The organism is Streptomyces sp. NPDC047022 (assembly GCF_040644155.1).
Taxonomy (GTDB): domain Bacteria; phylum Actinomycetota; class Actinomycetes; order Streptomycetales; family Streptomycetaceae; genus Streptomyces.
The window spans coordinates 219,114-241,659 of record NZ_JBEYVV010000001.1; the positions used below are offsets into that span (position 1 = coordinate 219,114).

At 72.1% G+C, this 22,546-nt stretch carries 25 protein-coding genes; 5 read left to right on the plus strand and 20 right to left on the minus strand.

Annotated elements, in window-relative coordinates; genetic code table 11:
* Window positions 1-116: 116 nt before the first annotated feature.
* The 8 genes from trpA to hisI form a co-directional block, all read right to left on the minus strand.
* On the minus strand, window positions 117-932 hold the full coding sequence (trpA, locus tag ABZ845_RS00990; RefSeq protein WP_360971453.1) for a tryptophan synthase subunit alpha: 816 nt from the start codon (window positions 930-932) through the stop codon (window positions 117-119).
* Entirely contained in the window at window positions 929-2,212 is a 1,284-nt protein-coding gene (trpB, locus tag ABZ845_RS00995) for a tryptophan synthase subunit beta (protein ID WP_360971456.1), read from the minus strand. The genes trpA and trpB overlap by 4 nt, the downstream gene beginning before the upstream one ends.
* Before the next feature lie 375 nt (window positions 2,213-2,587).
* Window positions 2,588-3,397: an indole-3-glycerol phosphate synthase TrpC gene (gene trpC, locus ABZ845_RS01000; RefSeq protein WP_360971459.1), complete on the minus strand. Its 810-nt coding sequence runs from the start codon at window positions 3,395-3,397 to the stop codon at window positions 2,588-2,590.
* 210 nt (window positions 3,398-3,607) lie between these two features.
* Entirely contained in the window at window positions 3,608-4,066 is a 459-nt protein-coding gene (locus ABZ845_RS01005; protein WP_360971462.1) for a DUF2752 domain-containing protein, read from the minus strand.
* Window positions 4,067-4,210: 144 nt separating this feature from the next.
* Window positions 4,211-4,438: an HGxxPAAW family protein gene (locus tag ABZ845_RS01010; RefSeq protein WP_360971465.1), complete on the minus strand. Its 228-nt coding sequence runs from the start codon at window positions 4,436-4,438 to the stop codon at window positions 4,211-4,213.
* A gap of 114 nt (window positions 4,439-4,552) precedes the next feature.
* Window positions 4,553-5,191: a TIGR02234 family membrane protein gene (locus ABZ845_RS01015; RefSeq protein ID WP_360971468.1), complete on the minus strand. Its 639-nt coding sequence runs from the start codon at window positions 5,189-5,191 to the stop codon at window positions 4,553-4,555.
* A gap of 123 nt (window positions 5,192-5,314) precedes the next feature.
* Window positions 5,315-6,793, minus strand: coding sequence for an anthranilate synthase component I (locus tag ABZ845_RS01020; RefSeq protein WP_360971471.1), 1,479 nt, complete (start codon window positions 6,791-6,793; stop codon window positions 5,315-5,317).
* 11 nt (window positions 6,794-6,804) lie between these two features.
* Window positions 6,805-7,206 (minus strand): phosphoribosyl-AMP cyclohydrolase, encoded by a 402-nt coding sequence (gene hisI, locus ABZ845_RS01025; RefSeq protein WP_360971473.1) that lies wholly within the window; start codon window positions 7,204-7,206, stop codon window positions 6,805-6,807.
* An 82-nt stretch (window positions 7,207-7,288) separates the two neighbouring features.
* Here hisI and ABZ845_RS01030 point away from each other — a divergent pair, with 82 nt between their 5' ends.
* On the plus strand, window positions 7,289-7,924 hold the full coding sequence (locus tag ABZ845_RS01030; RefSeq protein ID WP_360971476.1) for a TIGR03085 family metal-binding protein: 636 nt from the start codon (window positions 7,289-7,291) through the stop codon (window positions 7,922-7,924).
* 21 nt (window positions 7,925-7,945) lie between these two features.
* Here the strand turns inward: ABZ845_RS01030 and ABZ845_RS01035 are convergent, their stop codons facing one another.
* From ABZ845_RS01035 to hisD, 10 genes are all read right to left on the minus strand, one after another.
* On the minus strand, window positions 7,946-9,202 hold the full coding sequence (locus ABZ845_RS01035) for an MFS transporter (RefSeq protein WP_360971479.1): 1,257 nt from the start codon (window positions 9,200-9,202) through the stop codon (window positions 7,946-7,948).
* A gap of 101 nt (window positions 9,203-9,303) precedes the next feature.
* The gene (locus tag ABZ845_RS01040) at window positions 9,304-9,891 is read right to left on the minus strand and encodes a helix-turn-helix domain-containing protein (protein ID WP_360971482.1); all 588 of its coding nucleotides are present in this window, start codon (window positions 9,889-9,891) and stop codon (window positions 9,304-9,306) included.
* A gap of 124 nt (window positions 9,892-10,015) precedes the next feature.
* A complete protein-coding gene (gene hisF, locus ABZ845_RS01045) occupies window positions 10,016-10,771 on the minus strand; it encodes an imidazole glycerol phosphate synthase subunit HisF (RefSeq protein ID WP_360971485.1) in 756 nt (251 codons plus the stop codon).
* A complete protein-coding gene (locus tag ABZ845_RS01050; RefSeq protein WP_360971488.1) occupies window positions 10,768-11,190 on the minus strand; it encodes a RidA family protein in 423 nt (140 codons plus the stop codon). The genes hisF and ABZ845_RS01050 overlap by 4 nt, the downstream gene beginning before the upstream one ends.
* Window positions 11,187-11,912 (minus strand): bifunctional 1-(5-phosphoribosyl)-5-((5-phosphoribosylamino)methylideneamino)imidazole-4-carboxamide isomerase/phosphoribosylanthranilate isomerase PriA, encoded by a 726-nt coding sequence (gene priA, locus ABZ845_RS01055; RefSeq protein WP_360971491.1) that lies wholly within the window; start codon window positions 11,910-11,912, stop codon window positions 11,187-11,189. The genes ABZ845_RS01050 and priA overlap by 4 nt, the downstream gene beginning before the upstream one ends.
* Window positions 11,913-11,915: 3 nt before the next feature.
* The gene (gene hisH / locus ABZ845_RS01060; protein WP_360971493.1) at window positions 11,916-12,578 is read right to left on the minus strand and encodes an imidazole glycerol phosphate synthase subunit HisH; all 663 of its coding nucleotides are present in this window, start codon (window positions 12,576-12,578) and stop codon (window positions 11,916-11,918) included.
* Window positions 12,569-12,733, minus strand: coding sequence for a hypothetical protein (locus tag ABZ845_RS01065; RefSeq protein ID WP_360971495.1), 165 nt, complete (start codon window positions 12,731-12,733; stop codon window positions 12,569-12,571). The genes hisH and ABZ845_RS01065 overlap by 10 nt, the downstream gene beginning before the upstream one ends.
* 3 nt (window positions 12,734-12,736) lie before the next feature.
* The gene (gene hisB / locus ABZ845_RS01070; RefSeq protein WP_360971498.1) at window positions 12,737-13,330 is read right to left on the minus strand and encodes an imidazoleglycerol-phosphate dehydratase HisB; all 594 of its coding nucleotides are present in this window, start codon (window positions 13,328-13,330) and stop codon (window positions 12,737-12,739) included.
* Entirely contained in the window at window positions 13,327-14,433 is a 1,107-nt protein-coding gene (locus ABZ845_RS01075) for a histidinol-phosphate transaminase (RefSeq protein ID WP_360971501.1), read from the minus strand. The genes hisB and ABZ845_RS01075 overlap by 4 nt, the downstream gene beginning before the upstream one ends.
* Window positions 14,430-15,755, minus strand: a complete 1,326-nt coding sequence (hisD, locus tag ABZ845_RS01080) for a histidinol dehydrogenase (RefSeq protein WP_360971504.1) — start codon at window positions 15,753-15,755, stop codon at window positions 14,430-14,432. The genes ABZ845_RS01075 and hisD overlap by 4 nt, the downstream gene beginning before the upstream one ends.
* Before the next feature lie 760 nt (window positions 15,756-16,515).
* On the opposite strand from hisD, the gene ABZ845_RS01085 reads away from it, so the two are divergent.
* From ABZ845_RS01085 to ybaK, 4 genes are all read left to right on the plus strand, one after another.
* Window positions 16,516-18,096: an oxidoreductase gene (locus tag ABZ845_RS01085; protein WP_360971507.1), complete on the plus strand. Its 1,581-nt coding sequence runs from the start codon at window positions 16,516-16,518 to the stop codon at window positions 18,094-18,096.
* Between the two features lie 180 nt (window positions 18,097-18,276).
* The gene (locus tag ABZ845_RS01090) at window positions 18,277-19,314 is read left to right on the plus strand and encodes a hypothetical protein (RefSeq protein WP_360971510.1); all 1,038 of its coding nucleotides are present in this window, start codon (window positions 18,277-18,279) and stop codon (window positions 19,312-19,314) included.
* Between the two features lie 11 nt (window positions 19,315-19,325).
* The gene (locus ABZ845_RS01095) at window positions 19,326-20,066 is read left to right on the plus strand and encodes an LON peptidase substrate-binding domain-containing protein (protein ID WP_360971513.1); all 741 of its coding nucleotides are present in this window, start codon (window positions 19,326-19,328) and stop codon (window positions 20,064-20,066) included.
* 79 nt (window positions 20,067-20,145) lie between these two features.
* On the plus strand, window positions 20,146-20,646 hold the full coding sequence (ybaK, locus tag ABZ845_RS01100; RefSeq protein ID WP_360971516.1) for a Cys-tRNA(Pro) deacylase: 501 nt from the start codon (window positions 20,146-20,148) through the stop codon (window positions 20,644-20,646).
* Window positions 20,647-20,932: 286 nt separating this feature from the next.
* Here ybaK and ABZ845_RS01105 read toward each other — a convergent pair whose 3' ends face one another.
* Both ABZ845_RS01105 and ABZ845_RS01110 read right to left on the minus strand, forming a co-directional pair.
* Entirely contained in the window at window positions 20,933-21,616 is a 684-nt protein-coding gene (locus tag ABZ845_RS01105; protein WP_360971519.1) for an AAA family ATPase, read from the minus strand.
* A 34-nt stretch (window positions 21,617-21,650) separates the two neighbouring features.
* A complete protein-coding gene (locus tag ABZ845_RS01110) occupies window positions 21,651-22,469 on the minus strand; it encodes an ABC transporter permease (RefSeq protein ID WP_360972414.1) in 819 nt (272 codons plus the stop codon).
* Window positions 22,470-22,546 lie beyond the last annotated feature (77 nt).

Here is a 22,546-nt window from a genome sequence, read left to right on the forward strand (position 1 = left end):
CCGGCCCAAGGTCCACCCGTTCGGGTGAGCGATTTTTTCGTCAGGGTCTGACAGAAGTTGTCAGGGGCTGCCAGGGGCCGGTGCGGCCCCGGGCAGCCGGGAGAGCCGGTCCGGCGTCACGCGTCGCCGCGTACGCCTGCGGCCAGCTCACCCGCCAGCTCCCGTACGGCGTCCAGGCCGGCCGCCTCGTCCGGGGCGTCCAGCATGCGCTTCACGAACGCCGAGCCGACGATCACGCCGTCGGCGAAGCCGGACACCTCGGCGGCCTGTGCGGCGCTGGACACACCGAGGCCGACGCAGACGGGCAGGTCCGTGGTCGCCCTGGTGCGGCGGACCAGGTCCTGGGCCTGTGCGCCCACCGATTCACGGGTGCCCGTGACCCCCATGAGCGAGGCCGCGTAGACGAAGCCGGAACCCGCCGCGGTGATCGCGGCGAGCCGCTCGTCCTTGCTGCTGGGCGCGACCACGAAGACCGTGGCCAGGCCGTGCTTCTCGGCGTGCTCCCGCCACAGGGCCGACTCCTGCACGGGCAGGTCCGGCAGGATGCAGCCCGCGCCGCCCGCCTCGGCCAGCTCGGCGGTGAAGCGCTCGACACCGTAGCGGTCGATCGGGTTCCAGTACGTCATCACCAGGACCGGCTTGCCGGTCGCCTCGTACGCCTCCCGGACCGTGCGCATCACGTCGGCGATCTTCACGCCGCCGCGCAGGGCGATGTCGTCGGCGGTCTGGATGACGGGACCGTCGAGGACGGGGTCGCTGTGCGGCAGCCCCACCTCCACCACGTCGGCGCCGCCGTCGAAGACCGCCTTGACCGCGGCGATGCCGCCGTCGACGGTGGGGAACCCGGCCGGCAGATAGGCGATGAGCGCGGACCGGTCCTCGGCCTTGGCGGCGGCGAGGGTGTCGGACAGCAGTTGGATGTTCCCGCTCACTTGGCGTCCCCCTCGATCTCGGCGGTGTCGGCCGCGTTGGCGGCCACCTCGGCGTCGGTGTCGTACAGCCCGAAGTAGCGGGCGGCCGTGTCCATGTCCTTGTCGCCGCGGCCGGACAGGTTGACCACGATCAGCCCGTCCGTGCCCAGCTCCCTGCCGACCTCCAGGGCACCGGCGAGGGCGTGGGCGCTCTCGATGGCCGGGATGATCCCCTCGGTGCGGGAGAGCAGGCGCAGGGCCTGCATGGCCGCGTCGTCGGTCACGGCCCGGTACTCGCCGCGGCCGCTGTCCTTGAGATACGAGTGCTCGGGGCCGATGCCCGGGTAGTCGAGTCCCGCGGAGATCGAGTACGGCTCCGTGATCTGGCCCTCGTCGTCCTGGAGGACGTACGACCGGGAGCCGTGCAGGATGCCGGGCTCACCGGCGGTGAGGGTGGCGGCGTGCTCCCCGGTCTCGATGCCGTGGCCGGCCGGTTCGCAGCCGATGAGCCGTACGGACGCGTCGGGGATGAACGCGTGGAAGAGGCCGATGGCGTTGGAGCCGCCGCCTACGCAGGCGACGGCGGCGTCGGGCAGGCGCCCGGCGCGTTCCAGGATCTGGCGCCGCGCCTCCACGCCGATCACGCGGTGGAAGTCCCGCACCATGGCCGGGAAGGGGTGCGGCCCGGCGACCGTACCGAAGAGGTAGTGGGTGTGGTCGACGTTGGCGACCCAGTCGCGGAACGCCTCGTTGATGGCGTCCTTGAGGGTGCGGGAGCCGGACTTCACGGCGATGACCTCGGCACCCAGCATGCGCATACGGGCGACGTTGAGGGCCTGCCGGCGGGTGTCGACCTCACCCATGTAGACGGTGCAGTCCAGCCCGAACAGGGCGCAGGCCGTGGCGGTGGCGACGCCGTGCTGCCCCGCGCCGGTCTCCGCGATGACGCGGGTCTTGCCCATCCTCTTGGTGAGGAGGGCCTGGCCCAGCACGTTGTTGATCTTGTGTGAGCCGGTGTGGTTGAGGTCCTCGCGCTTGAGGAACACCCGGGCACCACCGGCGTGTTCGGCGAACCGCGGCACCTCGGTGAGGGCGCTGGGGCGGCCGGTGTAGTTGACCATCAGGTCGTTCAGTTCACGGGCGAACTCGGGGTCGGACTTGGCCTTGTCGTACTCGACGGCGACCTCGTCCACGGCGGCGACGAGGGCCTCCGGGATGAACTTGCCGCCGAACGCCCCGAAATAGCCTTCGGAGCTGGGGACTCGACCCTCCGGGTCGGGGATGAAGAAGTTGCTGGGCATGCGGGAACCTCACGGTGAGTCTGTGGAAGTCACTATTCGCCGTGGGGGCGGGGATCGCCTGTCGGCTGCGGGCCGCCGGTGGCCGGTCGCACAGTTCCCCGCGCCCCTTGTCGGGGGCGGGGATCGTCCGCCGGCTGCGGGCCGTCAGTGGCCGAGCGCGTTGTGCCCCGCGCCCCTGGAGGCCCGCTGCCATCGGCGGCCGTTCACCTGTCCTGGTTCGTCTCCGATGACGTACCGCACTCTGCGCCCGTGCACTCGTCGCGCGGGCGCACGGCAGCCCCGGGGCCGGCAGCCGCGTGCGAGGCGGGCGTGCCGGTCCGTGCCGGGTGCGGTGATCGAGAGCGTCATCGGGACCAACCCTACCGGGGTGCCGTGTCAGCCCCGGCCGTGGCGCAGTGCGGGGTGGGCGCCCGCCGCGACCAGGTCCGCGACCGCGGTCTTCGGGTCGCGCCCGGTCACCAGCGACTCGCCCACGAGCACCGCGTCGGCGCCCGCGTTGGCGTAGGCGATCAGGTCGTGCGGACCGCGGACCCCCGACTCGGCGACCTTCACGATCCCCTCGGGCACCTCGGGGGCGATCCGCTCGAACGTGCCGCGGTCGACCTCCAGGGTCTTGAGGTTGCGGGCGTTGACGCCGATCACCTTCGCACCGGCGTCCGCGGCGCGCTCGACCTCCTCCTCGTCGTGCACCTCGACCAGCGGGGTGAGCCCGATGGACTCGGCGCGCTCGATGAGGGACTCGAGGGCGGGCTGGTCGAGGGCGGCGACGATCAGCAGCGCGAGGTCGGCGCCGTACGCCCGTGCCTCCCACAGCTGGTACGAGGTGACGATGAAGTCCTTGCGCAGCACCGGGATGTCGACCCGGGCCCGCACGGCCTCCAGGTCGGCCAGCGAACCGCCGAAGCGGCGCTGCTCGGTCAGCACGGAGATGACGGCCGCGCCGCCCGCCTCGTAGTCCGCCGCGAGTCCCGCGGGGTCGGCGATCGCGGCGAGCGCGCCTTTGGACGGGCTGGAGCGCTTGACCTCGCAGATCACCTTGACGCCGTCGCCGCGCAGCGCGGCTACGCCGTCCTTGGCCGCGGGTGCCTTGGCCGCGCGCTCCTTGAGCTCGTCGAGGCTGACGCGTGCCTGCCGCTCCGCGAGGTCGGCACGGACTCCGTCGATGATCTCGTCGAGCACACTCACGCGAGCGGCCCCCTTCCTGACGGTTGACGATTCAGCTGGCTCACACCATGTCGAGCCCACGTCCACCGGTACCGCCACTGCGGGCGAAACCAATGGTCACTTCGATGGTATCCGGAGGAAGGCGCAGGATTCGCATCCGGTTGACGGCCAGTCCCACTACCTGGACATTCACGAGTCGATCACCGGGCGATCACGGGCCGTACCCGTCGGTCAGGGGTGCAGCCAGCCGCCGGTCGGCAGGTTCCGGACGACCGTGAAGACCAGGACCAGGGCACCCGCGCTCCACAGGTGGACCGGCCGGGGGTCGAGTCCCATGGGGCGCCCGCGGGCCGCGCGGAACGCCCAGACGGCCCACACCACCGCGAAGACCAGGTAGCCGGCGACCGCGACGGCGTTGTCGTGGAGCGCCGCCAGGAAGTCACCGTGGACGAAGGCGTGGGCGCTGCGCAGTCCGCCGCAGCCGGGGCAGTACAGACCGGTGAAGCGCAGCAGCGGGCAGACCGGGTAGTGCCCGGGCTGGTTGGGGTCCACCGCCCCGACGTACGCGAAGGCTCCGGCGACCGCGGCGAGCACCCCGGCGGGAACGGCGACCCGGCGCAGCGCGGCTCCGGCTGCGCCGGCCGCGGGGGGCGGGGTCGCACAGGGGTTCTCGGGGTTCACCCGACGCATTCTGCCCGCCCGGCGCCCGGACCGCTCACCGCACCCCTCACCGCGTCACCGCGCGCCGGGAGAGCCCGGCAAACACAAGGGGGCGGCCCCTGCGCCGCCCGAGGCGGCGGGGGCCGCCCCCTTGAGAAGCGGCTCGGGACGAGCTCAGTGCTGCGACGTGCTCAAGGCCTGACCCGCCGTCTTCGGCTGGCCGAGGCCCATCTGGCGCATGATGACGCCCACGACGCCGCCAAGCACGACGATCACCATGCCCGCCCAGAAGCCGACGGGCTGGGCCATCACGGTGAAGGCGCCCGAGACGCAGAAACCGATGAAGGCGATGATGACACCGGTCCAGGCGGCCGGGGTGTGACCGTGGCTGCTGCCCGCCATGACTTGCTCCTCGTTAGCTGTATGTGCATGTGTGAGCCGGACGCTCGGCGTCATTGTCCCGTACCCGCGCGTATGACGTGCGGTCGGGGTCGCCCCCGCGCGCGGGCGGGGCCGTCAGGCTCCGGTGGGGTCCTCGCCCCGGTCGAGAGCCTTCCACAGGTCCTCCGGCCGGTCCGGGTCGACGGCCTTGACCTTGCGCGGGCGGGGCGTGCCATCACGCTCGTAGCGGCCCGACAGCGCGGGCCACAGCCGGCCGTAGAGCAGGGCGAGCACACCCGCCAGGAGGATGAGCACGCCCCCGAACGCCGCGATGTACGGCCAGGCGGTGTGGGTGAGCCCGGTGGCGGTGGCCGAGGTGTCGCCGGCCGCCTGCGCCGCCTTCTGGTCGAGCGCCGAGCTGTCGCTCACGCCGAGCAGGGCCGCGGCCACGGTGCCCGCGCCGGAGAGCGCGAGGAGCCCCGCGACGAACAGCCGCCCGGCCTTGCGGACCGCGAAGACGGCGACGAGCGCGGCGAGGCCCACTATGGCGAGGGCCGCGGGAACGCCCGTGACCTCGCTGCCCTTGGCGGCCAGCGGGAAGTCGGCACCGGCCACCACGACGGAGCCCGACGACCAGCCCCGGCGGGTGGAGAGCAGTACCACGGCCACGCCGAGCGCCCCGAGGAGCAGGGCGAGGGCGAGGCTGCGGCGGCCTGACCGTGCGGGTGCGGCGGCCTCGGATCGGGGGTGAGGTACGGCAGTCACGTACCCCACTATCGCCTGAACCCCGGGCGAACGGTCACCCGGGGTTCACGTGAGAAGCGTCCTATCGACGCCCTGGTCCCGATCGCCGCCCTATGGGCGGATACCTCCTGTCCGCGGACGGACCGGACGGCGTTACCGGCCGAGCCGGTTGGCCGAATGCACCGCCCGCAGCACGGCGGCGGCCTTGTTGCGGCACTCGTTGTCCTCCGCGACCGGATCGGAGTCGGCGACGACACCGGCTCCGGCCTGTACATAGGCCGTGCCGTCGCGCAACAGGGCGGTGCGGATGGCGATGGCGGTGTCGGAGTCGCCCGCGAAGTCGAGATAGCCGACGCAGCCGCCGTACAGGCCGCGCCGGGACGGCTCCAGCTCGTCGATGATCTGCATCGCGCGCGGCTTGGGCGCCCCGGAGAGCGTGCCGGCCGGGAAGCAGGCGGTCAGGACGTCGAAGGCGGTGCGGCCCTCGGCGACACGGCCGGTCACGGTCGAGACGATGTGCATCACGTGCGAGTACCGCTCGACGGACATGAAGTCCACGACCTCGACGGAGCCCGGCTCGCACACCCGCCCGAGGTCGTTGCGGCCGAGGTCGACCAGCATGAGGTGCTCGGCGCGCTCCTTGGGGTCGGCGAGCAGTTCCTCGGCGAGGGCCTGGTCCTCCTGCGGGGTGGCGCCGCGGTGCCGGGTGCCCGCGATGGGGTGGACCATCGCCCGGCCGTCCTCGACCTTGACCAGCGCCTCCGGGCTGGATCCGACGACATCGAAGCCCTCGAAGCGGAACAGGTACATGTACGGGGACGGGTTGGTGGCCCGCAGCACGCGGTACACGTCCAGCGCGCTCGCCGTGCACGGCGTCTCGAAGCGCTGCGAGGGGACGACCTGGAAGGCCTCGCCCGCGCGGATGCGCTCCTTGATGTCCTCCACGGCTGCCTGGTAGTCGGGGCCGCCCCACAGCGCGGTGTACTCGGGCAGCTCCGAGGGCGGGAGGACGGCGGGCGGCTGGGGGACCGCGCGGGACAGGTCGGCCTCCATCGCGTCGAGGCGGGCCATGGCGTCCGCGTAGGCCTCGTCCACGCCCGTGTCGAGGTCGTTGTGGTTGATCGCGTTGGCGATCAGCAGGACCGAGCCCTCCCAGTGGTCCATGACCGCCAGGTCGCTGGTGAGCAGCATGGTCAGCTCGGGGAGCTTCAGGTCGTCCCGCTCGCCGGGGCCGATCCTCTCCAGGCGGCGCACGATGTCGTAGCCCAGGTAGCCGACCATGCCGCCGGTGAAGGGCGGCATGCCCTCCTGGTGCGGCGTGTGCAGCGTCTCGACGGTGGCCCGCAGGGCGGCGAGCGGGTCGCCGTCCCCCGGGACGCCGACGGGTGGGGCGCCGAGCCAGTGGGCGGCGCCGTCGCGTTCGGTCAGGGTGGCGGCGGAGCGGACTCCGACGAAGGAGTAGCGGGACCAGGAACGGCCGTTCTCCGCGGACTCCAGCAGGAAGGTGCCCGGGCGCTCGGCGGCGAGTTTGCGGTAGAGCGCGACCGGGGTGTCGCCGTCGGCGAGGAGCTTGCGCGTGACCGGGATGACGCGGCGGTCGGTGGCGAGCTTGCGGAACGTCTCGAGGTCCATGGCGGCCGACCTTACTGATCTTCGGACGGTACGGCGTCGGCGGCGTCCTTGAGGAGCACGTCGGCGTCGAAGCAGGTGCGGTCGCCTGTGTGGCAGGCGGCGCCCACCTGGTCGACCCTGACCAGCACGGTGTCGGCGTCGCAGTCCAGGGCGACGGACTTCACGTGCTGCACATGGCCGGAGGTGTCGCCCTTCACCCAGTACTCCTGACGGCTGCGCGACCAGTAGGTGCAGCGGCCGGTGGTGAGCGTGCGGTGCAGCGCCTCGTCGTCCATCCAGCCGAGCATCAGCACCTCGCCGGTGTCGTACTGCTGGGCGATGGCGGGGATCAGCCCGTCGGGGCTGCGCTTGAGGCGCGCCGCGATCTCGGGGTCGAGGCCGCTGGGCCTGCTGGGGTCAGGCGTGCTGGTCATGCCGACCATTGTGCCGCGCCACGCCGACGTGACCGGCCACCGTCCGGTGGGCGGAGCGTCCCCGCGGCCGTAGGCTGACGGCATGTCGACCCATGCCAAGCGTGAACGCCTTCTTCTCGCGGACCTGTTGGAGGCCGTAGGGCCGGACGCCCCGACGCTCTGCGAGGGCTGGAACACGCGGGACCTCGCCGCGCACGTGGTGGTGCGCGAGCGCCGTCCGGATGCCGCAGGGGGCATCCTGATCAAGCAGTTGGCACCGCGTCTGGAGAGGGTGATGCAGGAGTTCACGGCGAAGCCCTACGAGGAGCTGATCCAGCTCATCCGTACGGGCCCGCCGCGCTTCTCGCCCTTCTCGCTCAAGCAGATCGACGAGATGTCGAACGTGGTCGAGTTCTATGTCCACACCGAGGACGTCCGCCGGGCGCAGCCCGACTGGACGCCGCGCGAGCTGGACCCGGTCTTCCAGGACGCGCTGTGGTCGCGGCTGGAGCGGACGGCCCGGCTGACGGGGCGCGGCGCGCCGACGGGGCTGGTGCTGCGCCGTCCCGACGGCCAGACGGCCATCGCGCACCGGGGCACCCCGGTGGTGACGGCCACCGGCGAGCCCTCGGAGCTGCTGATGTTCGCGCTCGGGCGGCAGCGGGTGGCGGATGTGGGGCTGGAGGGCGACAAGGAGGCGGTGTCGAAGGTCCGGGAGGCGAAGGAGCTGGGGCTGTGAGCACCGGGCCCGGGCCGCGGCTCAGCCGGGCAGCTGGGCGCGCCGCAGATCCCGGACGTACAGGGCGACGACTCCGCCGAGCGCGCACACCGCGGCGCTGACGGTGAAGACGGGGCGGGTGCCCCACGCCCCGATGGCGGCGGCGGACAGCGGCATGCTCAGCGGCGCGACACCGAGGCTGACGAGACTCGCGACGGCGCTGACCCGGCCCAGGTAGGCGGGGTCGGACTGGGTCTGCAGCAGGGCGCCGGCCAGGAACCCGCTGAGCCCGGTGAGGAGTCCGACGAGCAGGGCGGCGCCGACGGCGGCGAGCAGGTCCGGTACATAGGCGAGGGCGCCCATCGCGGCCGAGCCCGCCAGGACGGTCACGCCGGCGAGGCGTCCCGCGTGCGGGAGCCGTCCCCGTACGGTGAGTACGAGTGCCGCGACGGCCGCGCCGGTGCCGAACCCGGCGAGTACCCAGCCCATGCCCGAGGCTCCCCAGCCGCGCTCGTCGGCGAGCAGGGTCAGACCGACGTTGAGCGGGCCGACGAAGCCCAGGTCGCCGAGTGCGATGGCGGCGATGAGCGGGGCGAGGACACGATGGCCGCGGATGTAGCGCAGGCCGTCGCGCAGATCGCGCCAGGGCGTGGTCCTCCCCGCCCCGGGTGCGTGGTCCGGGGCGGGTTCCCGCACCCGCAGGGAGATCAGCAGCGGTACGGACACGGCGATGAGCAGCCCGGCGAGCGTGAACGCCGCGGCGGTCCCGCCGAGCGCGACGCCGAGGCCGCCGAGGGGCGCGCCCGCGATGTTCGCGAACCGCATCGCCATGCCGCGCATGCCCTGGACACGGGCGAGCTGGCCGGGGGCGGTGATACGCGCCGGGAGAGCTCCGACGGCGGGCATGAACACGGCGTCGACGGTGCCGAAGACGAGCGCGAGGGCGGTCAGCGGCCACAGTCCCGGCCGGGTGACGAACAGCAGCGCCGCCACCGCGAGGACGGCGGCACAGCGGACGGTGTCGCTGCCTATGACGACCCTGCGCGGCCCGAACCGGTCGGCGATCACTCCCCCTCCGAGCAGGAGCAGCGTGCGCGGAACGGCACTCACCGCGGTCACCAGGCCCGCCTGGGCGGGCGTGCCGGACTGGACGGCCGCCCAGGACAGGGAGAGGAAGTAGATGTTGTCGCCCATCATCGACGCCGTGTAGGCGCCGACCCATCGCAGGACGTTTCCGTCGCGGTGCGCGGGGCGCTCGGGGGCGTGCGGCGCGGCGGTGGGCGCGGACACGGTGGTCAAGTCAGTGGCCTCTCTCGGGCGCGCAACTCTCGGGTGCGAACTCTCAGACGCGGACTCTCAGACGCGGACTCTCAGACGCGGAACTCTCCGGTGCGGAACTCTCAGGTGCGGAAGGGGAATCCGTACATGTGCAGCGCGACGTTCTCGCGTCCTTCGGTGTCGCCCGCGGCGTCGGCGGCCTGGCCCCGATCGCGGAACCTGCGGGCGGTCGCCTGCAACTCCTCGTGCAGCTCCTCCAGTTCGGACGCGGTCAGCCGCAGCAGCCACTCGTCGTCCACGGAAGCGGCCTTCCACTGGGCGGACCAGGTGGGCCGTTCCTCGAGATAGCGCCGGTAGAGGTCGGCTCGCTGGTCGTGGAAGAGCCGTGAGGCCGCGAGGTGGGCCGCGGCCTTCTCCGGTTCGCCGCCGAAGTCCTCGTCGTGGATGCTCACGCCGTCCGAGGACGGCCGCCACCAGCGCTCCCTGGCGTCCTCGCGCTGCGGCTCGGCCTCCTCGATCAGCCCGTGCTCGGCGAGTTTGCGCAGGTGGTAGCTGACGAGCGAGACGGCCTCGTCGACGCTGTCGGCGAGCTGCGAGGCGGTCGCCACACGATGGATGAACAGCAGCCGGTAGAGATTCGCCCGCAGGGGGTGGGCGAGCGCCTTCAGCGTCCCGACGTCCGTGATCCTGCGGTTCTCCTTGCTCACCATGCCCTCACCCTAGATACGCAAGGGAAGTTGCACAATTATTTTTGCGCAACGAATCTTTTGCATCTCTCCGGACAAGAGCCCCGGCAGCCGTCGAGGCCGGCCGGGGCTCCATCCGGGCGGGATCTCACCTCACGGGGTGTCCCGCGTCCCGCAGGGTCTCCTTCACCTCGCCGATCCTCAGGTCCCCGAAGTGGAACACCGACGCCGCCAGCACCGCGTCCGCGCCCGCCGCGATGGCCGGGGGGAAGTCGGCCAGCTTGCCGGCACCTCCCGAGGCGATCACCGGGACGCTCACATGCTTGCGTACGGCCGTGATCATCTCCAGGTCGTAGCCGTCCCTGGTGCCGTCCGCGTCCATGGAGTTGAGCAGGATCTCGCCCGCGCCCAGCTCGGCGGCCCGGTGCGCCCACTCGACCGCGTCGATGCCGGTGCCCCGGCGGCCACCGTGAGTCGTCACCTCGAAGCTGCCGGACGGGGTGCGGCGCGCGTCCACGGACAGGACGAGAACCTGACGCCCGAACCGCTCGGCGATCTCACGGATGAGATCCGGGCGGGCGATCGCGGCGGTGTTGACGCCCACCTTGTCGGCGCCCGCCCGCAGCAGCCGGTCCACGTCGTCGGCCGCGCGGACGCCGCCGCCGACCGTCAGCGGGATGAACACCTGCTCGGCGGTGCGGCGCACCACGTCGTACGTCGTCTCCCGGTCGCCCGAGGACGCGGTGATGTCCAGGAACGTCAGCTCGTCGGCACCCTCGGCGTCGTACACCTTGGCCATCTCCACGGGATCGCCCGCGTCCCGCAGGTTCTGGAAGTTGACGCCCTTGACGACCCGGCCGTTGTCCACGTCCAGGCAGGGGATGACTCGGACCGCCAGGGTCATGAATCCACGGCTCCTCTGTTTTCCTCAGGTCCTCGGAATGCCTCTAGTTCCACTTCGACCAGGATGCGCGGGTCCACGAAGCCCGTCACGACCAGCATGGTCGCGGCCGGGCGCACGGCGTCGAAGATCTCTTTGTGGGCGCGGCCCACCGCGTCGACGTCCCGGGGATGGGTGAGGTACATCCGGGTCCGTACGACCGACCCGGGCCCGAGCCCGAACTCGGCGATCGCCTCCAGCGCGGTGGTGAACGCCACCTTCGCCTGTTCGTAGGGATCGCCTTCCCCGTACAGCACGCTGCCCCTGAAGGAGGTCGTACCGCTCACCAGTACGCGATCGCCCGCCGCGACGGCGCGTGCGAACCCGATGGTCTCCTCCCAGGGACTGCCGCTCTGCACCCGCCGTACGGCATCCGACGTCATGACGACACAGCCTCCAAGGCCTCTTCCAGGGTGAACGCCTTCGCGTAGAGCGCCTTCCCGACGATGGAACCCTCGACGCCGAGGGGCACCAGCTCTGCGACGGCCCTCAGGTCGTCGAGCGAGGAGACCCCGCCCGAGGCCACCACCGGGCGGTCGGTGACCGCGCACACATTCTTCAGCAGCTCCAGGTTGGGGCCCTGGAGCGTGCCGTCCTTGGCGATGTCGGTGACGACGTACCGGGCGCAGCCCTCCTTGTCGAGGCGCGCCAGCGTCTCGTACAGGTCGCCGCCGTCGCGGGTCCAGCCCCGCCCGCGCAGGGTCGTGCCCCGTACGTCGAGGCCGACCGCGATCCTGTCACCGTGCTCGGCGATGACCCCGGCCACCCACTCGGGGGTCTCCAGGGCGGCCGTACCGAGGTTGACGCGCGTGCACCCGGTGGCCAGGGCGGCGGCCAGCGTGTCGTCGTCCCGGATGCCTCCGGACAGCTCCACCTTGATGTCCATCGCCGAGGTGACCTCGGCGATCAGCGCGCGGTTGTCGCCGGTGCCGAACGCGGCGTCCAGGTCGACCAGATGCAGCCACTCGGCGCCCGCCCGCTGCCAGGCGAGGGCGGCCTCCAGCGGGGAGCCGTACGAGGTCTCCGTGCCGGACTCGCCGTGCACGAGGCGGACGGCCTGGCCGTCGCGTACGTCGACGGCGGGGAGGAGTTCGAGCTTGGCCATGGTCTACAGGGTTCCGATCCAGTTGGTGAGCAGCTGCGCTCCGGCGTCGCCGGACTTCTCGGGGTGGAACTGCGTGGCCCGCAGGGCGCCGTTCTCGACGGCCGCGACGAACGGCTCGCCGTGCGTCGACCAGGTCACCTTGGGCGCGTGCAGCAGCGGGTTGTGCGTCTCCAGGTGCCAGTCATGAACGGCGTAGGAGTGCACGAAGTAGAAGCGCGCATCCGCGTCCAGTCCGGCGAACAGTTCCGAGTCGGCGGGTGCCTCGACGGTGTTCCAGCCCATGTGGGGGACGATGTCGGCCTTGAGCGGCCCGACCGTGCCCGGCCACTCGTCCAGGCCGTCGGTCTCCAGGCCGTGCTCGATGCCGCGCGCGAAGAGGATCTGCATGCCCACGCAGATGCCCATCACGGGGCGCCCGCCGGACAGCCGGCGGTCGATGATCCAGTCGCCCCGGGCCCGCTTCAGTCCCTGCATACAGGCGGCGAAGGCGCCCACGCCCGGGACCAGCAGTCCGTCGGCGTTCATGGCCTTGTCGAAGTCCCGGGTGATCTCCACATCGGCTCCCACGCGCGCGAGGGCGCGCTCGGCGGAGCGGACGTTTCCGAAGCCGTAGTCGAAGACGACGACGCTCTTCCTGGCCGAGCCGGCCGGGCTGCTCAATTCCACACCCCCAGCCTCAGGACACCCGAGACGAGACACATCGCCGCGCCGATGGACAGCAGCACGATGAGGCTCTTGGGCATCTGCTGCTTGGCGAAGGAGATGATCCCGCCGACGAGGAAGAGACCGACGACGATGAGGACGGTGGACAGTCCGTTCATGATTTACAGCGCACCCTTCGTGGACGGGAGAATGCCCGCCGCGCGCGGGTCACGTTCGCTCGCGTAGCGCAGGGCCCGCGCGAGCGCCTTGAACTGGCACTCAACGATGTGGTGAGCATTGCGACCGTACGGCACGTGCACATGGAGGGCGATCTGGGCCTGGGCCACGAACGACTCCAGTATGTGCCGGGTCATCGTGGTGTCGTACTCGCCGATCATCGGCGCCATGTTCTCGGGCTCGGTGTGCACGAGGTAGGGGCGGCCGGACAGATCGACGGTGACCTGGGCGAGCGACTCGTCCAGCGGGACGGTGCAGTTGCCGAAGCGATAGATGCCCACCTTGTCGCCGAGCGCCTGCTTGAAGGCGGCCCCGAGCGCGAGGGCGGTGTCCTCGATGGTGTGGTGCGAGTCGATGTGCAGATCGCCCTCGGTCTTCACGGTCAGGTCGAACAGACCGTGCCGGCCGAGCTGGTCGAGCATGTGGTCGTAGAAGCCGACGCCGGTGACGATGTCGGTTCTGCCGGTGCCGTCGAGGTCGATCTCGACGACGACCGAGGTCTCCTTGGTGCTGCGCTCCACGCGCCCTACGCGGCTCATGCGCTCTGCTCCTTCTTCAGTTCACGTACCGCGTCGAGGAACGCGTCGTTCTCCTGCGGGGTCCCGGCGCTGACGCGCAGCCATCCCGGGATGCCGTTGTCCCGGACCAGGACGCCCCGGTCGAGGATCTTCCGCCAGGCTTCATGGGAGTCGGGGAACCGGCCGAACTGCACGAAGTTCGCGTCGGACCCGACGACGTCGTAGCCCATCGCGCGCAGTCCGGCGACCAGGCGGTCCCGCTCGGACTTCAGCTGCTCCACGTACTTCAGCAGCGTGTCGGTGTGTTCGAGGGCGGCCAGCGCGGTCGCCTGGGTGATCGCCGAGAGGTGGTACGGCAGTCGTACCAGCTGGACGGCGTCCACGACCGCGGGGTGGGCGGCGAGGTAGCCGAGGCGCAGTCCGGCGGCCCCGAAGGCCTTGGACATGGTCCGCGAGACGACGAGATTCGGCCGATCTTCGATCAGCGGAAGCAGCGAGTCGCCGTGGCTGAACTCGATGTACGCCTCGTCCACGACGACCATGGACGGCTTCGCCTTCTGCGCGGCCTCGTAGAGCGCGAGGACCGTCTCGGCGGGAACCGCGTTGCCCGTGGGGTTGTTGGGGGTCGTGATGAAGACGACGTCGGGACGGTTCTCGGCGATGGCCTTCTCGGCGGCGGCGACGTCGATCGTGAAGTCCTCCTCGCGCGGGCCGGAGATCCATCCGGTGCCGGTGCCGCGGGAGATCAGCGCGTGCATCGAGTACGACGGCTCGAAGCCGATCGCGCTGCGGCCCGGCCCGCCGAAGGTCTGCAGCAGTTGCTGGATGACCTCGTTGGAACCGTTGGCCGCCCAGACGTTCTCGGTGCCGACCCGGTGGCCGCCGGTCCTCGTCAGATACTCGGCCAGCCTGGTGCGCAGCTCGATGGCGTCCCGGTCCGGGTAGCGGTTGAGGTTGCGGGCGGCCTCGCGCACGCGCTCGGTGATCCGTTCGACCAGCGGCTCGGGCAGCGGGTACGGGTTCTCGTTGGTGTTCAGCCGTACGGGGACGTCCAGTTGCGGGGCGCCGTAGGGGGACTTGCCGCGCAGCTCGTCCCGTACGGGGAGATCGTCGATGCCAGTCACTTGCCTTGGGGAACCTTCCAGCCGAACCTCGCTTTGACCGCGGCGCCGTGCGCCGGCAGGTCCTCCGCCTCCGCCAGCGTCACCACGTGGTGCGCGACATCGGCCAGTGCGTCCTTCGTGTAGTCCACGATGTGGATGCCGCGCAGGAAGGACTGGACGGACAGCCCCGAGGAGTGGCACGCGCAACCGCCGGTCGGCAGCACATGGTTGGAGCCCGCCACGTAGTCGCCCAGCGAGACGGGCGCCCAGGGGCCGACGAAGACCGCACCCGCGTTCCGCACCCGGCCCGCGACCGCGGCGGCGTCGGCCGTCTGGATCTCCAGGTGCTCGGCGCCGTACGCGTCGACCACCCTGAGGCCCTCGTCGACGCCGTCGACCAGCACGATCGCGGACTGCTTGCCCGTGAGCGCCGGGCGGACCCGGTCCTCGACATGCTTGGTGGCCGCGACCTGGGTCTCCAGCTCCTTGTCCACCGCGTCGGCGAGGTCCGGGGAGTCGGTGACCAGGACCGCGGCGGCCAGCGGGTCGTGCTCGGCCTGGCTGATCAGGTCCGAGGCCACGTGCACCGGGTCGGCGGTCCCGTCCGCGAGGATCGCGATCTCGGTGGGGCCGGCCTCGGTGTCGATGCCGATCTTGCCGGTGAAGTAGCGCTTGGCGGCGGCGACCCAGATGTTGCCCGGTCCTGTGACCATGTTCGCGGGCGGGCAGGACTCGGTGCCGTACGCGAACATCGCGACCGCGGTCGCGCCGCCGGCCGCGTACACCTCATCCACGCCCAGCAGGGCGCAGGCGGCCAGGACGGTCGGGTGCGGCAGGCCGCCGAACTCCGCCTGCGGCGGCGAGGCGAGGGCGACCGACTCGACGCCGGCCTCCTGCGCGGGCACCACGTTCATGATCACGGACGAGGGGTAGACCGACCGTCCGCCGGGCGCGTACAGCCCGACACGATCCACCGGCACCCACTTCTCGGTGACCGAACCACCCGGCACGACCCGCGTGGTGTGCGGCGTCCGGCGCTGCTCGCGGTGGACGAGGCGGGCGCGGCGGATGGACTCCTCCAGGGCCGCGCGCACGGCCGGTTCGAGCTCGGCGAGCGCCTTGTGGAGCGCCTCGGCCGGGACACGGACGGATTCCAGCCGTACTCCGTCGAACCTCTCCGCGAAGTCGATCAGTGCCGCGTCGCCGCGATGATGCACGGCTTCGCAGATCGGACGCACCTTCTCCAGGGCGGCCGAGACGTCGAAGTCGGCTCGGGGCAGCAGGTCACGCAGGGCGCGGCCCTCGGGGAGGGCGTCGCCGCGCAGATCGATTCGGGAGATCACAGGGCCAATTCTCTCAGACGGCTTCCTGCCGCTGGACAGCCGTATCAATGGCTGATACGGAGAGTGGACGGACGGGTCGGATCCCGTGGCCGGGCGCCGACACCCCGCGACCGCTCGTGCCGGGCCCTGTCCGGCGGCTGCGCGGCGGGGCGCCCCTTAACGGGCCGGGCGCGACACGCCCGCCGCGGAACTTGGACCGTGGGTTTCCGCGGCGACGAACGGGCGTGTCGTGGCCGGGCGGGTGGGAGGTGGGCGTCTGCCGGGGCGGGTGCGGGGTCACGGCGGGTGTTCGCCGAGGCTGGGTCTCGGGGGCTGCCGGGCCGGGGCGGGAGCCCGGCGACTGGTCGCCGAGGCCAGGCGGGCGGCGGCCCCGAGGCGCCCCGGGGCGGCGAGTGGCCGCCGCCGGGTCCCACGGCGCCGTGGGACGAACGTCGCCGCCCACGCGAGGCCCGAGGTGACCATGCCGGGCGGCGCCGAACCCCCAGGACGCCCGTCACGGCCGACGCGAAGTCCCGGCGGACGGCAGCCGCCCGGCGGGGCGGAACCCCGCGCGGTTGTCCCGCGCCGCCGGCGTCGGCGCGAAGGCCGGGCGGCGGTGGCCGGATCCGGTGGTCCGGGCTCCCTGGAGGGTGGCCGGAACCCATGACTGATATCGCACCCGGAAGATCGTCTTCACCAATAGCGTTCGGCCTGTCACACAGCGGGCATGAACGGTCGTACGAAACCCGCGAGGAGACGCACGGGGAGAGAGGAAAGTGCCGTGACCGAGGGTGCCGGCATCCGCACCGGGGACCTGCCGGACGACCTGACCGCCGCCGAGGCCGGCATGTGGCAGGCCTTCCGCAACGGCAGTGTGTACGACCTGCGCAGCGGGGACGCCGTCGTGGACGATCCGCACGGCGGCCACCCCTGGGGTCCCGAGCGCAGCGTCAGGGCGCGGATCGTGGCCTGGCTGCTCCTGGACGGGCCGCCCGCGCTCGCGGGCCGGGTCGCCTCGCTCAAGCTGACCGGCGTCCAGATCATGGACACGCTCGATCTCGCGGGTGGCACGGTCGTGCCGTACCTGGAGCTGAAGGGCTGCCGGTTCGAGAAGGAGATCCTGCTGCCGGAGGCCCACTTCACGACCGTACGGCTGGTCGACTGCTCGGTGCCGCGGCTGGAGGCGGCGCGGGTGCACACGGAGGGCGACCTCCATCTGCCGCGCTGCCGCTTCCACAACGGAGTACGGCTCACCGACGCCCACATCGGCACGGATCTCCTGCTCAACCAGGCCGTCGTCTACCGTGACCGGCGCGGTCTGTCGATCACCGCCGACGGACTGCACGTGGGCCAGGACCTCCAGGCGGAGATGCTGGAGTCGCACGGCGAACTCACCCTGCGCAGCGCCACGGTCGGCGTCTCACTGAGCCTGCGCGGCGCCCGGCTCGCCAACCCTTACGGCAGGCTGGCGCTCAACGCGCCTCAGCTGACCGTCGAGCGGACGCTGTACCTGACCCCCGCGGGCCTCGCCAATCCGCTGGTGACAAGCGGCACCACCCCCGCGCGCGGGACGCGGGTGCAGCGGTTCGAGTGCCGGGGCGGGGTCCGGCTGGACGACGGACGGTTCGGGGACGCGGTCGACGTGGAGGCGGCCAGATTCGTCCTGGACGACGACCAGGAGATCTCCCTGCGCCGGGTCCAGACACCCGAGCTGCGCTTCCTGGGCGAGCAGCCCGAGCGCGGCACGGTGGTCCTCTCGGGCGCGCGGATCGTGACCCTGATCGACCGGTGGACGAGCTGGCCCGGCCTGGGCCGACTGCAGATGGGCGGCTTCGCGTACGAGTACCTCGTCCCGCACGACGCGTTCCCGCTCGCCCGGCGCCTGGAGTGGGTGGCGGCGGCGACCGCCGAGTACAAGCCGGAACCCTACGAGCGGCTGGCGACGGTACTGCGCAACGCCGGGGAGGACGAGGACGCGCGCGAGGTGCTGCTCGCCAAGCAGCGGCGGCGCCGCGAGACGCTGCCGGTCGCGGCCAAGCTGTGGGGGTACGCGCAGGACTGGACCGTGGCCTACGGCTACCGGCCCGGCCGTGCGGCGGTGTGGATGGCCGTACTGTGGGCGGCGGCCTCGCTCGCGTTCGCCCACGCCAGTCATCCGCCGGTCAACAAGGACGGCCATCCGGCCTGGAACCCCTCCCTCTTCGCCCTCGATCTGCTGCTGCCGGTCATCGACCTCGGCCAGGTGGGCCAGTGGCAGCTCAGCGGTGCCTGGCAGTGGGTGTCGACGGTGGTGATCCTTCTTGGCTGGATCCTGGCGACGACAGTCGCGGCGGGGGCGACACGGCTCCTGCGGCGGAGCTGACCGGCGCTGACGGGCCAGGCCCTGAGGCACGGGCTTCCCGGCACGGGCGTCCCACAGCGGCCCAACAGCGGCCGAGCACCCATCCTTTGCGGAGTCTTGACCGCGCGGAATGCAACCAAGCATGGATTACGCCGTCCTTCTGGCGCGCTCCCGACCTGCGGCTTTTCAATGGTCGGCACCATGGCAACGCTTCGCGCGCTCGTCCGCAGGGCACGGACGCACCGTCCCTCCCCCCTCCTCGCCGCCGGTCTGCCGGCGGACGACGAGGTGCTGCTCGACGCGCCCGACGAGCGTCTGGCGCCCGCCCTGGTGGCGGCGGGCCGCGGCGACCACGGCCCCGCGGCCGAACTGCTCGCGACCACACGGGGGACGGCCGAGTGGGAGGACCGCGACCGGTATCTGATACGCCTGGCGGCCTTCGCACGCTCGCGCGGCGAGTGGTTCAGCACCTGGTGCGCCGTCGCCCCGGACGATCCGGACGCGACTCTGGTGAAGGCGGAACTGGCCCTGGCCCACGCCTGGGAGTCGCCGGCCCGCGACGAACTGCTCGGCCGCGTGACCCCCTTGATCACGGCGGCCGCCGAGGGCGATCCGCGCGACCCGGTGCCGTGGCGGATGGCGCTGGACCACGCGCGCGGATCCGGCGCGGGCCACAAGGGGTTCGAGCGGCTGTGGGGCGAGGCGGTACGCCGCTCACCGCACCACTACGGATGTCATGTGGCGGCTCTGCGTTACCTCTCCTCCCGCTGGAACGGGTCGCACAGCGAGTGCCTCGACTTCGCAGAGACGGCCGCGCAGGACGCGTGGCCCGGCTCCCTGGTGCAGGCGCTGCCACTGCGCGCGGCCTTCTCGTGCCTGGCCGACGACGAGGGCGCCTCGGTGAGGCGCGCCCGGCTGCACGCGGCGGCGGACCGGGCGATCGCTCTGTCGCGGCGGTACACGGCGGCCGATCCGTGGATCGCGGAGATCCGCAATCTCCTCACCTGTGTACTGGCAGCGCTGGGGCGCTGGGAGGACGCACTGACCCAGCTGCGACTGACAGGACCGTACGCCACCTCCTTCCCCTGGGACCGGGTACGCGATGATCCACTGAGCGCGTTCCTGGACCTGCGGGTGCGCGTGGCCGCGTCGGTGCGGCGGGAGCGTCCGGCGCGTCCGGCGGTCCCGTTCCTTCCACTCAGTGGGCGCACGGGACACGTTCCCCGGCTCGACCATTAGGCTTTCTGGTCGTGACCACCGTCCGGCTTCCGCTCTTCCCGCTGAACTCGGTGCTGTTCCCGGGACTCGTGCTCCCGCTGAACATCTTCGAGGAGCGCTATCGCGCCATGATGCGCGAGCTCCTGAAGACCCCCGAGGACGAACCGCGCCGCTTCGCCGTCGTCGCGATCCGCGACGGCCACGAGGTGGCCTCCAGCGCGCCGGGTATGCCGGACCCGACGGCGCTGCCCGAGCGCGGGCCCGCCGCGGGGTTCGGCGCCGATCCGGCCAAGGCATTCCACTCGATGGGCTGCATCGCGGACGCGGCGACGGTCCGGGAGCGGGCCGACGGCACGTTCGAGGTGCTGGCGACCGGTACGACCCGTGTCCGGGTGCTCTCGGTGGATGCCTCGGGACCGTATCTGACGGCGGAACTGGAGGAGTTGCCGGAGGAGCCGGGCGACGAGGCGGGCGCGCTCGCCGAGGGCGTGCTGCGGGCCTTCCGGCAGTACCAGAAGCGTCTGGCGGGCGCGCGGGAGAGGTCCATCTCCTCTGGTACCGAGCTGCCGGACGAGCCGTCGGTGGTGTCCTACCTGGTGGCGGCGGCGGTGATGCTGGACACGCCGACGAAGCAGCGGCTGCTGCAGGCCCCGGACACCGCCTCCCGGCTGCGCGACGAGCTGAAACTGCTTCGCTCGGAGACGGCGATCATCCGTAGTCTGCCGTCGTTGCCGGCTTCGGAGCTGACCCGGAGCCCGACGAGTCTGAACTGACGGGTCTGCACCGACGCGTCGAACCGGCGCGTCCGAACCGACGCACGACGTCTCGCACGACATCTGGGGAACAGCCGGAATGGCCAGGAAATCGAAGAAGCAGCAGCCGGGCGGCACCCCGGCCACGGTGGCGCTGGCCGCCGCCGGGGTGGAGTTCACGGTCCATGCCTACGACCATGATCCCTCACACCCGTCCTACGGCGAGGAGGCGGCGGAGGCGATGGGCGTGTCCCCGGACCGGGTCTTCAAGACGCTGGTGGCGGACGTGGACGGCGCGCTGGTGGTCGGGGTGGTTCCGGTGGCGGGCTCGCTGGACCTGAAGGCGCTGGCGACGGCGGTGGGCGGCAAGCGCGCCGCGATGGCGGACCCGGCGATGGCGGAACGCACGACGGGGTACGTCCGCGGCGGCATCTCTCCGGTGGGCCAGCGCAAGAAGCTCCGGACGGTGCTGGACTCGTCGGCGTCGTCGCACACCACGATCTGCGTCTCGGCGGGCCGCCGCGGCCTCGAGGTGGAACTGGCCCCCGCCGACCTGGCGGACGTCACGGAAGCGACGCTCGCGCCGATCGGCCGACCCTAGGCGGGCGCTCGCGCGCGAGCGATCGGCCCCGCCGCCCGCAAGACGCGAGCCGCCGCCCCGCCACACGCCGGTGGGCAGCCCCGTAGCAGGCGCGCGAGCGCTCGCGTACGCGCGAGCGGCCCCGTGCCGGTGCGTGAGGACTCGACGGGCCGTCCGTTCTGAGCTAGTACGGAGGTATGTCGAAGAGGACACGCAAGCGCAAGTGGCGCATGAAGAAGGGCCACGCGAACCACGGCCACCGGCCCGCGTGACCACCTCCTAGGACGCCGGGCCGGCAGGCCCGGCGTCACACCGCCGGCGGCTGCCCGTACGAGGTCGTGTACGGGTCGGGGTCGCGGGGGCCGAAGAGTGCGGTCAGGCCGAGGTGCACCGCCAGCGCGGCCAGCGGCCAGGCCAGCAGCGCCACCTTGGCGCCCAGCCTGAGCGGCGCGGAGAACGTGACTCCCTTGCCGACGGCCTTGGCGTGCGCGATCACGTCCTGCTCGGGTCCCAGCCAGGTCCCCACGCGCCATGCGAGCAGCGATGCCAGCAGCCCTCCCACGGCGAGCCCCACCACGAGCGGGACCCCGCCCCGCTTGCGCGCCAGGAAGACGAGCAGGCCGCTGACGGCGCCGAAGCCGAGCGCCAGCAGGGTGAACGTCCCGTCCACACCGATGGCCTGCTCCCCCTCGGTGTCCTTCAGATAGACGACCCAGTTCTTGTCGACCAGGTTCCCCACCAGCGGCACATGCGGGGTCAGCCATGCCCAGAGCACCCCGAACAGGATCCCGGCGAGGGCGGTGCCCACCGTGATCACGGCCGCCTCCCGGATCTCGGTCTTCATTCCGGGCCCGTCCACGTCATAGAGGGACGTGGCGCCGTGCGGGGCGGGTCCGGCTCCCGGAGGGGCGGACACGGTCTGCCACGCGTCGTGCGCAGAATCCGGGGACTGTTCATGCGGCGGCGGGGGCGGAGTCAACGGAGCGGTCACCTTCACATCCTGCCAGGCGAGTCTGTCAGAGGCTTCACCGGACGGCCGCCCGGCGGTACGCCCAGGTCGCGAGGGCCAGTGAGATCACGCCGACGGCGGCGCACACCCCCAGGTCCCCGAGGACCATCGTCCAGTCCGGATGCCCCCCGAAGGTCCGCGCGAACGCCTCGACCCCGTAGGTGGACGGCAGCAGATCCCGTGCGAACTGCACGGTCTCCGGCATACGGCGGGCGGGCAGCACTCCCAGCAACAGCGCTGCGGACATGCCCAACTGGCCCAGCAGCGTGGCCAGTTCGGGGCGGGGCGCGAGCAGCCCGAGCGCGGCGCCGAGTCCGGACAGCGCCGCCCCGGAGAGCGGGATCACCGCGGCCAGCACCCACAGATGGGCCAGCGGCAACCCGAACAGGGCGCATCCGAAGGCAGCGGTCGCCACGGTCCCGGGCACGGTGAAGGACGCGTACGCCCCCGCCGCCCCCAGCACCACCGCGGCGGCCGGCACCGGCAGCGTGGCGTAGTGGTCGAGCCCGCCACTGCCGCGCAGCTGGCCGAAGTACTGCGCCAGCAGGTTCAGTCCGACGTAGGCGACCACGAGCACGGACGACCCGGCGACCACGGACCGCGCGTCGCTCCCGCCGTCCACGACTCCCCGCATCATGATCATGATGCCGATCGACTGGAACGTGGCCACGAACAGCAGCGGGATCCGGGCGACCCGCGCCCGGGACAGCTGCGCCCGGTACACGGCGACGAGCGACGGCCACAGCCGCGCCCGAGGGCCGAGGACGGCCTCGCCCCGGTCGCCGTCGTCCGCCGCCCCGGCGCCGGGCAGAACCTCGGCGGGTACGGCACTCACGTCGCGCTGCTCCTCTTCGTCGCTGCCGCCTTCCCACTCCCCGGGGACCCGGCGGCCCTTGGGCTCCATACGGGCCC